The 11,442-nt window shown below is 64.8% G+C and carries 12 protein-coding genes; 8 read left to right on the top strand and 4 right to left on the bottom strand.

The genetic code is table 11. The features are described 5' to 3' along the window. Nucleotides 1-28 precede the first annotated feature (28 nt). The 3 genes from VRZ08_RS06455 to VRZ08_RS06465 form a co-directional block, all read right to left on the bottom strand. Nucleotides 29-856 carry a transglutaminase family protein gene (locus VRZ08_RS06455; RefSeq protein WP_263991520.1) on the bottom strand — a complete coding sequence of 276 codons (828 nt, stop codon included), beginning with the start codon at nucleotides 854-856 and terminating at the stop codon, nucleotides 29-31. 50 nt (nucleotides 857-906) lie between these two features. Continuing rightward, nucleotides 907-1,851, bottom strand: a complete 945-nt coding sequence (locus VRZ08_RS06460; protein ID WP_263991521.1) for an alpha-E domain-containing protein — start codon at nucleotides 1,849-1,851, stop codon at nucleotides 907-909. 110 nt (nucleotides 1,852-1,961) lie between these two features. Continuing rightward, nucleotides 1,962-3,380, bottom strand: coding sequence for a circularly permuted type 2 ATP-grasp protein (locus tag VRZ08_RS06465; protein WP_414532017.1), 1,419 nt, complete (start codon nucleotides 3,378-3,380; stop codon nucleotides 1,962-1,964). Nucleotides 3,381-3,602: 222 nt separating this feature from the next. Here VRZ08_RS06465 and VRZ08_RS06470 point away from each other — a divergent pair, with 222 nt between their 5' ends. The 3 genes from VRZ08_RS06470 (at nucleotide 3,603) to VRZ08_RS06480 (ending at nucleotide 5,802) form a co-directional block, all read left to right on the top strand. After that, on the top strand, nucleotides 3,603-4,340 hold the full coding sequence (locus VRZ08_RS06470; RefSeq protein ID WP_107344141.1) for a competence/damage-inducible protein A: 738 nt from the start codon (nucleotides 3,603-3,605) through the stop codon (nucleotides 4,338-4,340). A gap of 159 nt (nucleotides 4,341-4,499) precedes the next feature. Then, nucleotides 4,500-5,021 carry a xanthine phosphoribosyltransferase gene (gene gpt, locus VRZ08_RS06475; RefSeq protein ID WP_264076436.1) on the top strand — a complete coding sequence of 174 codons (522 nt, stop codon included), beginning with the start codon at nucleotides 4,500-4,502 and terminating at the stop codon, nucleotides 5,019-5,021. A 106-nt stretch (nucleotides 5,022-5,127) separates the two neighbouring features. Beyond that, nucleotides 5,128-5,802: a hypothetical protein gene (locus VRZ08_RS06480; protein ID WP_414532018.1), complete on the top strand. Its 675-nt coding sequence runs from the start codon at nucleotides 5,128-5,130 to the stop codon at nucleotides 5,800-5,802. 192 nt (nucleotides 5,803-5,994) lie between these two features. On the opposite strand, the gene VRZ08_RS06485 is transcribed toward VRZ08_RS06480, so the two are convergent. Continuing rightward, nucleotides 5,995-7,017 carry a methionine synthase gene (locus VRZ08_RS06485; protein ID WP_414532019.1) on the bottom strand — a complete coding sequence of 341 codons (1,023 nt, stop codon included), beginning with the start codon at nucleotides 7,015-7,017 and terminating at the stop codon, nucleotides 5,995-5,997. 150 nt (nucleotides 7,018-7,167) lie between these two features. On the opposite strand from VRZ08_RS06485, the gene VRZ08_RS06490 reads away from it, so the two are divergent. The 5 genes from VRZ08_RS06490 to VRZ08_RS06510 all read left to right on the top strand — a co-directional run bounded on the left by VRZ08_RS06490 (nucleotide 7,168) and on the right by VRZ08_RS06510 (nucleotide 11,438). Next, nucleotides 7,168-7,887 (top strand): glutathione binding-like protein, encoded by a 720-nt coding sequence (locus VRZ08_RS06490; protein ID WP_414532020.1) that lies wholly within the window; start codon nucleotides 7,168-7,170, stop codon nucleotides 7,885-7,887. 461 nt (nucleotides 7,888-8,348) lie between these two features. Beyond that, a complete protein-coding gene (locus VRZ08_RS06495) occupies nucleotides 8,349-8,969 on the top strand; it encodes a 2-hydroxychromene-2-carboxylate isomerase (protein ID WP_414532021.1) in 621 nt (206 codons plus the stop codon). Then, nucleotides 8,969-9,943: an NADPH:quinone oxidoreductase family protein gene (locus tag VRZ08_RS06500; RefSeq protein ID WP_414532022.1), complete on the top strand. Its 975-nt coding sequence runs from the start codon at nucleotides 8,969-8,971 to the stop codon at nucleotides 9,941-9,943. Before VRZ08_RS06495 ends, VRZ08_RS06500 begins: the two co-directional genes overlap by 1 nt. A gap of 91 nt (nucleotides 9,944-10,034) precedes the next feature. Beyond that, a complete protein-coding gene (locus VRZ08_RS06505; protein WP_107355337.1) occupies nucleotides 10,035-10,502 on the top strand; it encodes a MaoC family dehydratase in 468 nt (155 codons plus the stop codon). An 18-nt stretch (nucleotides 10,503-10,520) separates the two neighbouring features. Next, complete coding sequence (locus VRZ08_RS06510) at nucleotides 10,521-11,438, top strand: SDR family NAD(P)-dependent oxidoreductase (RefSeq protein WP_414532023.1); 918 nt, start codon at nucleotides 10,521-10,523, stop codon at nucleotides 11,436-11,438. Nucleotides 11,439-11,442: the final 4 nt, after the last annotated feature.

The raw sequence follows: 11,442 nt of genomic DNA on the forward strand, positions 1-11,442 counted from the left end.
CGACGGTCCAGCCCCCGATGGGCGTAAGCTACTGCGACTGAAACTGCCGGCCGGCCTGATCGACCTTCACCGACACCGTCAGCGTCTCGAGGCCGCCGCCATAGCGGGTGCCGCGCACCGGGGCGGCGCCGAGATAGTCGAGGCCGATCGCGACGCGGGCATGGGCGTCGGTGGTGCAAATGCCGTTGGCCGGATCGAATCCGACCCAGCCGAGACCCGGCACATAGGCTTCGGCCCAGGCGTGGCCGGCGGGCTGGTGCACCACGCCGTCAGCGCGCAGGAAATGTCCGGAGACGAACCGGGCCGGCACGCCGCCGGCGCGTGCGCAGGCGATGAACACATGCGCGTAGTCCTGGCAGACGCCGCGGCGCAGCGTGAAGGCTTCGGACGCCGTGGTGCCGGAATGGGTCGGGTCGTCGTCGAAGGTGATGTGCTTGTTGATCGCCGTCATCAGCGCATGCAGGAAGCCGATCGTATCGCCGCTGCCGTCGCCGCGCAGCTCGCGCGCCAGCGCCTGCATCGGCGGTGCCAGATCGGTCAGCTCGGTCGGGCGCAGAAACAGCTGCGGCGGAAACCGCTCGTCGGCGCCCTTCAGCACGCCGCCGGTGTCGGAGGTCTCGATCAGCCCCTCGGCTGTGATGGTGAGGTCTTCAGTGGCGCCGACCGTCAGCACATGGGTGATGTTGCCGAACGCGTCGTAATGCATGTCCAGCCGGGTGTCGGACGAGATGTCGATCTGCCATTCGGCGACGTACTGCCCGTCGTGGCTGCTCGGCGTGATCCGCAGCACCTGGATCACGCCGGTGGCGGGCGGCTCATAGCGATAGTTGGTGGTGTGCGTGATGCGCAGGCGCATGGCGTCCAGAGTCCGGTTGCGGCGGCGGGCAGGGCGCGCCCTGTGCTCGATCAGATAAGATACTGCTTGGCGACGATTTCGCCGAGCCGGCTGTTGTCGGCGATGAATTCCTGGATGAATTCGTGGACGCCGCGCTGGAAGATGTCGTCCATGTTGGAGTGTTCCAGCCGGTTGCGGATGGCGCGGGCATGGCGCTGGGAGGGGCCCTGGCGGCCATAGGCGACGCCGATCTGGTCGAGGTTGCGCACCAGATTGCCGTAGCACGAGGCGAGTGACCGCGGCAGGCTGTCGTTGAGGATCAAGAGGTCGGCGATCAGCCACGGTTTCAACGTCTCGCGATACACCCAGTGATACGCCGTCAGTGCCGACACCGAGCGCAGGATCGACGACCACTGATAATAGTCGAGCGGGCCGCCGACGTGCTCCTCTTCGGGCAGCAGCAGGTGATATTTGACGTCGAGAATCCGCGCGGTGTTGTCGGCGCGCTCGAGATGCACGCCGAGCCGTGAGAACCAATAGGCATCGTTGCGCAGCATGGTGCGATAGGCCGAGCCGTCGAACCGCAGCGAGGTCTCCTGCACGAAGCGCAGGAACTGGGTCAGCTGCTCGCGGGTCTTGGCACCCTTGCTCCAGTTCTCCTGCAGCTCGATCCAGGCCGAGTTGATGGTGTCCCACATCGCGCCCGTCAGCGCGGTGCGCACCGAGCGCGCGTTCAGCCGCGCCGCCTCGATGCAATTGCGGATCGAGGACGGGTTCGAGGTCGACATCGACAGGAATTCGACGACGTTGGGCTCGTTGGCCTCGTCGTACTGCGCATAGAAGCTGGCGCTGACGCCGGCGGTCAGCAGCGCCGAATCCCATTCGTTGCCCTGGCCCGAATAGGTGTTCGGCAGCGCGGTGACGCGCAGCGTCGCCTCGATGGTCCGCGCCAGGTATTCGGCGCGCTCGACGTAACGGGACAGCCAGAACAGGTTTTCAGCGGTACGGGACAGCATGACTCATTCCGTCATTGCGAGGAGCGGAGCGACGAAGCAATCCAGCTTGCCGAGCGTGGCGCCATGGATTGCTTCGCTTCGCTCGCAATGACGCCTCCGATGTTGCGAACCTACTCATCCAGCACCCAGGTGTCCTTGGTGCCGCCGCCCTGGCTGGAATTCACCACCAGCGAGCCTTCCTTCAGCGCGACGCGGGTCAGGCCGCCGGGCACCACGGTGATGCGGTCGCGGCCGGTGAGCACGAACGGGCGCAGGTCGACGTGGCGCGGGGCGAGGCCGGCTTCGGTGCAGGTGGGGCAGGTGGAGAGCGCGAGCGTCGGTTGGGCGATGAAGCCCTCCGGCTCACGCTTCAGCTTCTCGCGGAACGCCTCGATCGTCGCCTTGGTGGCAGTGGGGCCGATCAGCATGCCGTAACCGCCGGAGCCGTGGACTTCCTTGACCACCAGCTCGGACAGATGGTCGAGCACGTAGGCCAGGTCGCTCGGCTCGCGGCAGCGCCAGGTCGGGACGTTCTTCAGGATCGGTTCTTCGTCCAGATAGAATTTCACGATGTCCGGCATATAGCTGTACACCGCCTTGTCGTCGGCGATGCCGGTGCCGACCGCGTTGGCGAGCGTGACGTTGCCGGCCCGGTAGGCCGACATCAGCCCGGGTACGCCGAGCACCGAATCCGGGCGGAACGTCAAAGGATCGATGAAGTCGTCGTCGACCCGGCGATAGATCACGTCGACCCGTTTCAGCCCTTCGGTGGTGCGCATGAACACCTCGTCGTTTTTGACGACGAGGTCGCGGCCTTCGACCAGTTCGATGCCGAGCTTGTCGGCGAGGAACGAGTGCTCGTAATAGGCGGAATTGAACACGCCCGGCGTCATCAGCGCCACGGTCGGTTCCGACGACGAATGTGCGGGAGCAACCGAGCGCAGCGCGGTCAGGAGTTCGTCCGGATAGCGCTCGACCGGCGCAATGCGGTGCCGCGCGAACAGATCCGGAAACAGCCGCATCATGATCTCGCGGTTTTCCAGCATGTAGGAGACGCCCGACGGCGTCCGCGCATTGTCCTCCAGCACGTAGAAATGTTCGTCGTCGACTCGGACGATGTCGATGCCGGCGATGTGGACGTAGACGTCGTGCGGCACCGCCTGGCCGTTCATCTCTGGGCGGAACACCGGGTTCTGGAAGATCAGGTCGTCGGGGATGACGCCGGCGCGCAGGATGTCGCGGCCGTGATAGATGTCGCGCAGGAACATGTTGAGCGCGCGGACGCGCTGCTTCAGCCCGAGCTCCATCCGCGCCCATTCCTGCGCCGACAGAATCCGCGGGATGACGTCGAACGGGATCAGCCGCTCTTGTGCTTCCGCGTCGCCATACACCGCGAAGGTGATGCCGATGCGGCGAAACAGCAGCTCGGCTTCCTGGCGTCGATGGGTGAGGGCTTCGGGCGGCGTTTCGCCGAGCCAGCGGGACAATTCCTGATAGGCCGCGCGAACATCGCCGCCGGGGCCGTTCATTTCATCAAACGCAACTGCCATGAAACCAGTCTGATTCCCCACAATGCTGCGTAGAGTGCAGCATGGAACACAGCAGTAGCAAGGGCCGGGCCAGCACGATATGGAAGGAGTGGACGGTTTTTGACCGCGGGTTCACAATGTTGCCCGCAATTCAGGCGGCGTGTTGCTCAATTCATTGGCAGGCGTCTTCGGAACGGGCAGAGCTTGTCGCCGGCAGGTAGCAGCGGGGAAACGGAAGCATTCATGAGCGAGATCGTTACGGCGGGTATCCTGGTGATCGGCGACGAGATTCTGTCGGGCCGGACCAAGGACAAGAATATCGGCTTCATCGCCGAGTACCTGACCAACATCGCGATCGATTTGCGCGAGGTGCGCGTGGTGGCCGACGACGAGGCCGCGATCATCGAGGCGCTGGACGCGTTACGCAGCCGCTACACCTACGTGTTCACCACCGGCGGCATCGGACCGACCCATGACGACATCACCGCCGACTGCGTCGCCAAGGCGTTCGGCGTCGAGATCGGCTATCACCCCGAGGTGGTGGCGCGGTTCCGCGAACGGTTCTCCGAAGCCGAGCTCAACGAGGCCCGGCTGCGGATGGCGCGGATCCCGGATGGCGCCGAGCTGATCCAGAGCGCGACCATCATCGCCCCCGGTTTCAAGATCGGCAACGTCATCGTCATGGCCGGCGTGCCGTCGATCATGCAGGCCATGATGGACATCGTGGCGCCGCGGCTGAAGTCCGGCGTACGGATGCTGTCGGAGACCGTGAAGGCCAACGCGCGCGAGGGCGACATCGGCGGCCCGCTGCGCGAGATCGCCGCCGCGCATCCGGATACGATGATCGGCAGCTATCCGTTCCTCGACGAGGAACGCAAGCCGAACACCAATCTGGTGGTGCGCTCGCGCGATCCGGAAAAGCTGCAGCAGGCGATGGCCGCCGTGAAGCAGATGCTGGCGGACCTGCAGGCCGCAAAGTGAACCAGGACAAATAGGTCCCGTCATCGCGAGGAGCGGCACGACAAAGCCATCCAGAACCGCGTGCACCGTGGCTCTGGATTGTTTCGCGGAGCCGGTGCTCAGGACGGCGCATGCGCCGATCCGGCTGGCCTGCAATGACGGAATAGTCGGAGTGAATGGATGACGCAAAGCGAACCGAGTGAACAGAAGCGGGCAGGGCGTCCGTTTCCGGTGTCATGGGATCAGTTTCATCGTGATTGCCGGGCGCTGAGCTGGCGGCTCAACGAACTCGGGCCGTTCCATGCGGTGATCGCCATCACCCGCGGCGGTCTGGTACCCGCCGCGATCGTCGCGCGTGAGCTCGGCCTGCGGGTGATCGACACGGTGTGCATCGCCAGCTACGAGCACGACAAGCAGGGCGAGCTGCAGGTGCTCAAGGGCGTCTCCGATCAGACCGCCGCGCTCGGCGGCGGCACCGGCAAGGGTCTGCTGATCATCGACGACCTTGTCGACACCGGCAAGACCGGTCGGATGGTGCGATCGATGCTGCCCGACGCGCATTTCGCCGCGGTCTATGCCAAGCCGAAGGGCCGTCCCTTGGTCGATACCTTCATCACCGAGGTGTCGCAGGACACCTGGATCTTCTTCCCCTGGGACACCGGGCTCAGCTTCCAGCCGCCGCTCAAGGACGGGGCGGGCTGAAGCAAACACACCGTCATTGCGAGCGAAGCGAAGCAATCCAGTTCCGAGCACGAACCGTCTGGATTGCTTCGTTGCTTCGCTCCTCGCAATGACGCGCGGAGGGACAATGCCGCTGCAGAACCGCGTGACGCCGTTCGGCGAGATCGTCGCGGTAGCCAGCCGCGGGATGTTCACCGGCAATCGCGGCATCATCCATGATCCGGCGACTAAGACGCTGCTCAAGCGGCGATGGCCGAGTCACGCTTGGATCACCTGCACCTGCGAGTTCCGCGGCCGCCGCCGCGACGTGATGGCGACACGGAGCTGGACCGAGCTGTTCTTTCTCGACGAGGCGACCGCGCTCGCGGCTGGGCATCGGCCTTGCTATTACTGCCGCCGCACCGACGCGAATGCCTTCGCCGCGGCCTGGGCGCGCGGCAACGGGCTCGAGCAAGTCAGCGCCAAACAGATCGACGCCACATTGCATCGCGAACGGCTCGACGGCCGCGCCAAGCGACTGCATCCGTTGCCGTGCCCGGTGAGCGAGTTGCCGGATGGGGCGATGGTGGCGGACGTAAAGCACGACGATGCCGGCGTCCGCGAGGGTGACTGCACCGACATTGCCTATCTGGTCACGCGGGGCCGGCTGCTACGGTGGTCGTTTGAGGGTTATCTTCCGGCCGAAGCGGCGATGCTCGAAGGCTTGCAAGATCGTCTCGTCCTCCTCACGCCACCATCGACGCTAAGGGCTCTTGAAGCCGGGTACCAACCCGCACTGCATCCGACCGCAGGCACAAACTAACCACGTCATTCCGGGGCGCTCGCGCAGCGAGCGAGCCCGGAATCCATACCCCCTGTGCATGTGATTGAGCACTGCGGCGCGGGCTTCGAGCCACATTTTCACTGGGGGTATGGATTCCGGGTTCGCGCTACGCGCGCCCCGGAATGACGAAAGAGCGGGCAATAATGCGTTGCGCTCGGCGAGTTAAGCTCACTACGCAAACCGCTGCCGTGCCAATTCCGCCCCCGCGCCGAGCGCAAATAGCTTCGCCTCCGCGATCTCCCGCCGCATCGGGGCCATGCCGCAATTGGTGGTGGCGATGATGTTGCTCTTCGGCACGTGCTGCATCACCGCTTCGATCGTGGCGCAGACGTCTTCGGCGGTCTCGACTTCGTCGCTGGCAACGTCGATGACGCCGGCCTGGACGATCTTGCCCTTCAGCAGCGACAACAGTTCCAGCGGCACTTTCGAATTGCGGCATTCGACCGCGACCTGCTGGATCGAGCTGGCGTCGATCGCCGGGAAGATGTCCTCGTATTGCCGCCACTCGGCGCCGAGCGTTTCCTTCCAATCGGTGTTGGCCTTGATGCCGTAGCCGTAGCAGATGTGGACGGCGGTGGCGCAGGTCAGGTCCTGCGCGGCGCGCTCCAGCGCCTTGACGCCCCAGTCGGCAGCCTCGCTCATGTAGACATTGAACGCCGGCTCGTCGAACTGGATCATGTCGATGCCGTCGGCCTGCAGCGCCTTGGCTTCCTCGTTGAGCTGCTCGGCGAAGGCGAATGCCATCTTGACGCGGTCGCCGTAGTAGCGATCGGCGATGGTGTCGATGATCGTCATCGGGCCGGGCAGGGTGAATTTGATCTTGTGCGTGCTATGCGCGCGTGCGATCTGGCCTTCGAAGCCGTGAACGCGGCCCTTCAGCCGCAGCGGCGCCACCACCTGCGGCACCATCGCTTTGTAGCGATCGTTGCGGATGCCCATCTCGACCTTGTGGGCGAAGTCGATGCCCTCGACGGCTTCGAGGAAACCGTGGACGAAATGCTGCCGCGCCTGTTCGCCTTCGGTGACGATGTCGATCCCTGAGTCTTCCTGCAGCTTCAGCGCCAGGATGGTGGCGTCGCGCTTGGCGCGGAGCAGCTCAGCGCCCGTCGACTTCCACGGCGCCCACAGCTTGTTGGGCTCGGCCAGCCATTCCGGTTTCGGCAACGAGCCGGCGATCGTGGTCGGAAACAGCATCGTGTTCTCTCCCTGCAGCCTGACATGGGCCTGATTGACGCCCTCTGTGCCACGTCCGCGGCGGGGCGTACAGAAGTGCGAGACCGAGGTGACAAGCCGGCCGAAGCCGGGCTAGGATCGACGCAAACCCGTCAAGAGGACCCTGCCGCCATGATCGATCTGTATTACGCGCCGACGCCGAACGGCTGGAAGATCTCGATCATGCTGGAAGAGTGCGGCCTGCCTTACAAGGTGGTGCCGATGCAGCTCGGCCGCGGCGATCAGCACCAGCCGGAATTCCTCAAGCTCAGCCCCAACGGACGCATGCCGGCGATCGTCGATCACGCGCCGACCGGCGGCGGCGTGCCGCTGTCGGTGTTCGAGAGCGGGGCGATCCTGATCTATCTGGCGGAGAAATCCGGGCAGCTGATGCCGACCGAGACGCGCGCCCGATTTGAGGTGATGCAGTGGCTGATGTGGCAGATGGCCGGGCTCGGGCCGATGCTCGGGCAGAACGGCCACTTCCTGCTGTATGCGCCGGAGAAGATTCCGTACGCGATCGACCGCTACAGCCGTGAAGCGAAGCGGTTGTACGGCGTGCTCGATCAGCGGCTGGCCGATCGCGACTATATCGCCGGCGACTACTCGATCGCGGACATCGCCTGCTTTCCCTGGATTATGACCCACAAGGCGCAGGGCTTGACGCTCGACGACTATCCCAACATCAAGCGCTGGTACGCGACGTTGCGCGCCCGGCCCAAGCTGCAGGCCGGTCTCGCCCTCGGCAAGGAGGACAAGAAGCCGATGGACGAGCAGGCCCGCAAGCTGCTGTTCGGCGTCGACAAGCCGGCGCATGCCGACGCCCAGGCGCAGAGCGCGCAGCAGCAGTGATGATGCGGCACAGCGCAAGGCGCGACACAGGGATGGGCGCACGATCAGCTTCTGGCGCATTCCCGATCATCGACGTCATCGCCCGGCTCGTCCGGGCGACCCAGTATTCCCGAGCGTCCGTTGCCGAACGTCTGCGCTCTGCAATACTTGATCCCCCGCATCCGCGGGGGATGACGGTGGTAGCGTAGCGATGTCGTGCACGAACTCAGCGTTCGTCATTCCGGGGCGCGCGGCGAAGCTGCGCGAGCCCGGAATCCATACGCCGCAGCGTTTGCGGTTGAGCAGGGCATCGGTTGCGCTGTGCTTCATCGAGAGGCCAGGGGTTATGGATTCCGGGTTCGCGCTGCGCGCGCCCCGGAATGACGAACGAGAGTTTGATCGCTTAGAACGGGACCAAATCACCATCAAAATCGACGATGACTACGAAGACAAATAACAACAACCAAGAAAAGGAAACGCCGATGCTCGAATTCTTCTTCGACTGTTCCAGTCCTTGGACGTATCTCGCCTTTCACAACATCCAGCCGCTGGCGAAAGAGTTGGGCGAGGAGATCACCTGGCGGCCGATCCTGGTCGGCGGCATCTTCAACTCGGTCAATCCGAGTGTGTACGAATCCCGCAAGACGCCGGTGCCGCTGAAGGCGCGCTACATGGTCAAGGACCTGTCGGATTGGGCGCGCTCGGCGGGCCTTCCGATCAAGATGCCGCCCAGCGTGTTTCCGGTGAACAGCGTCAAGGCGATGCGCGGCTGTCTCTGGTTGCTGCGCGACAAGCCCGACGCGATGGTGCCGTTTGCGACCGCGGTGTTCGAAGCGTATTGGGGTGACGATCAGGACATCTCCAAGGACGATGTGCTGACCGCAATCTGCGCCCGGTGCGGCCTCGACCCGCAGGCATTCTTCGCCGCGATCGCGGAGCAGAGCATCAAGGACCAGCTTAAGGACAACACCGACGAGGTGATGGCACGCGGCGGCTTCGGATCGCCGACCATCTTTGTGGACAAGACCGACATGTATTTTGGTAACGACCGGCTGCCACTGGTGCGCGAGGCGCTGGCGCGTCGCAAGGCGGGTGCCGCCTGATGCCGAAGGCTGTGGTGTGCCGCGAACTCGGACCTCCCGAGTCGCTGCGGCTGGAACAGATCGAACGCAAGGCGTTGAAGTCTGGTGCGGTGCGGGTCGCGATCCGCGCCGCCGGCATCAACTTCCCCGACATCCTGATGTGCGCCGGCGAGTATCAGCTCAAGCCGGAGCTGCCGTTCATTCCCGGCATGGAAGCGGCCGGCGAGATCATCGAACTCGGCGCTGATGTTGCAAACGTGAAGCTCGGCGATCGGGTGATCGTCAAGCTTCGGTTCGGCGCCTATGCCGAAGAGGTGGTGGCTGCGGCCTCGCAGCTGGCGCCGGCGCCGGCGAATTTCGATTTCGCCGAAGCTGCGACTTATCTGGCCGGCCATGGCACCGCCTGGCACGGCCTGGTCGAGCGTGGCCAGCTGCAGCCGGGCGAAGTGCTGCTGGTGCACGGCGCCGGTGGCGGCGTCGGGCTCGCGGCGGTCGAGGTCGGCAAGTATCTCGGCGCCACTGTGATCGCGGCGGCGTCGAGCGAAGAGAAGCTCGCGGTGGCGCGGCAGCGCGGCGCCGACCATGGCATCCTCTATGGCGCCGAACCGTTCAAGGATGCGGTGAAGCGCATCACCGAGGGCCGCGGTGCCGACGTGGTGTTCGATCCGGTCGGCGGCCAGATCTTCGAAGACAGCGTGCGCTGTATCAATTGGGGCGCGCGGTTGCTGGTGGTCGGCTTCACCGGCGGCATCGGGCTCGCTCGCACCAACCTGATCCTGATGAAGGGCGCAAGCGTGATCGGCGTCCGCGCCGGCGAGGCGGTGCGGCGCGATCCGGCGCGCGGCGAGCAGCGCACCGCCAAGCTGCTCGAACTCGCCGCCAAAGGCGTGCTTCGGCCCAACGTGTCGCATCGCTTGCCGCTCTCCGAGTGGGCACCGGCGATGCGTTTGCTGATCGACCGCAAGGCGATCGGCAGGGTGGCTTTGCTCCCGTAACACGGAATGTTCTGCACCCGCGCCGCGCGAAGATTTCGCTTGGCGCGGGTTTCGCGATGTGGAAAGTGCAGCGCGGAACAACGAGGTTGGAATGAGCACTGAACTGGAACTCGACGCCTATATGAAGCTGGTCGGCACCGAGATCGGCGTGTCGGAATGGCATGTGCTCGATCAGAAGCGGATCGATCAGTTCGCCGATTGCACCGAGGATTGGCAGTATATTCACGTCGATCCGGAGCGCGCCGCGCGCGAGACGCCGTTCGGCACCACGATCGCTCACGGCTTTCTGACGCTGTCGATGCTGAGCGTGTTTTCCTACGAGGCGATGCCGAAGATCAAGGGCGTCACCATGGGCGTCAATTACGGCTTCGACCGTCTGCGCTTCATCTCGCCCGTAAAGGCGGGGTCGCGTGTGCGTGGCCGTTTCATGCTGGCTGAAGCCACTATGCGCAAGCCGGGCGAATTGTTGTCGCGTACCAGCGTCAACGTCGAAATCGAGGGCGAGAAACGCTCCGCGCTCGTGGCCGATTGGCTCGGCCTGATCTACTTCGAACAATAATCCGGGGAAGCAACACACATGGCTATCAGGTTCGACGGACGCGTCGCCATCGTCACCGGCGCGGGCAACGGTCTCGGCCGCGCGCATGCGCTGGGTCTCGCGGCGCTCGGCGCCAAGGTGGTGGTGAACGATTTCGGCGGCGCGCGTGACGGCACCGGCGGTTCGATGACCGCGGCAGAGACGGTGGTCGAAGAAATCAAGAAGGCTGGCGGCACCGCGATGGCCGACGGCGCCGATGTGTCGAACTACGAACAGGTCCAGGCGATGGTTGCCAAGGCGACCAAGGAGTGGGGCAGCGTCGACCTGCTGGTCGCCAACGCCGGCATCCTGCGCGACAAGTCGTTCGGCAAGATGGAGCTGAGCGATTTCCAGAAGGTGATCGACGTGCATCTCGCCGGCACGTTCTACTGCTGCAAGGCGGTGTGGGATGGCATGAAGGAGCGCAACTACGGCCGCATCGTGCTGACCACCTCGTCGTCGGGCATGTTCGGCAATTTCGGCCAGGCCAACTACGGCGCCGCGAAGGCCGGCATCGTCGGCTTGATGAACGTGCTGGCGCAGGAAGGCCGCAAGACCGACATCCGCGTCAACACGGTTTCGCCGACCGCCGCGACCCGTATGACCGAGGAGCTGCTGCCGCCGCAGGCGCTGCAGCTGATGAAGCCGGAGGCGATCACGCCCGCGGTGCTGTTCCTGCTCAGCGAGAACGCGCCGACCCGCACCACGCTCGGCGCCGGTGCCGGCTCGTTCGCGCAGATCAAGATCGTCGAGACGGAAGGCATCAACCTGCCGGAATCCGAATGGACCGCCGACGCGATCGCGGCGCACTTCGCCGAGATCAGTGACGACTCCAAGGCCCAGGCGCTCGAAGGTGCGTTCCAGCAGACGCAGAAGTACGTGGCCCAGGCCGCAGCGAGGCTCGGCATCAAGATGTGAGGGG

Origin of the sequence: Rhodopseudomonas sp. G2_2311 (assembly GCF_047501505.1) — a bacterium.
GTDB classification, from domain to species: Bacteria; Pseudomonadota; Alphaproteobacteria; order Rhizobiales; family Xanthobacteraceae; genus Rhodopseudomonas; species Rhodopseudomonas palustris_H.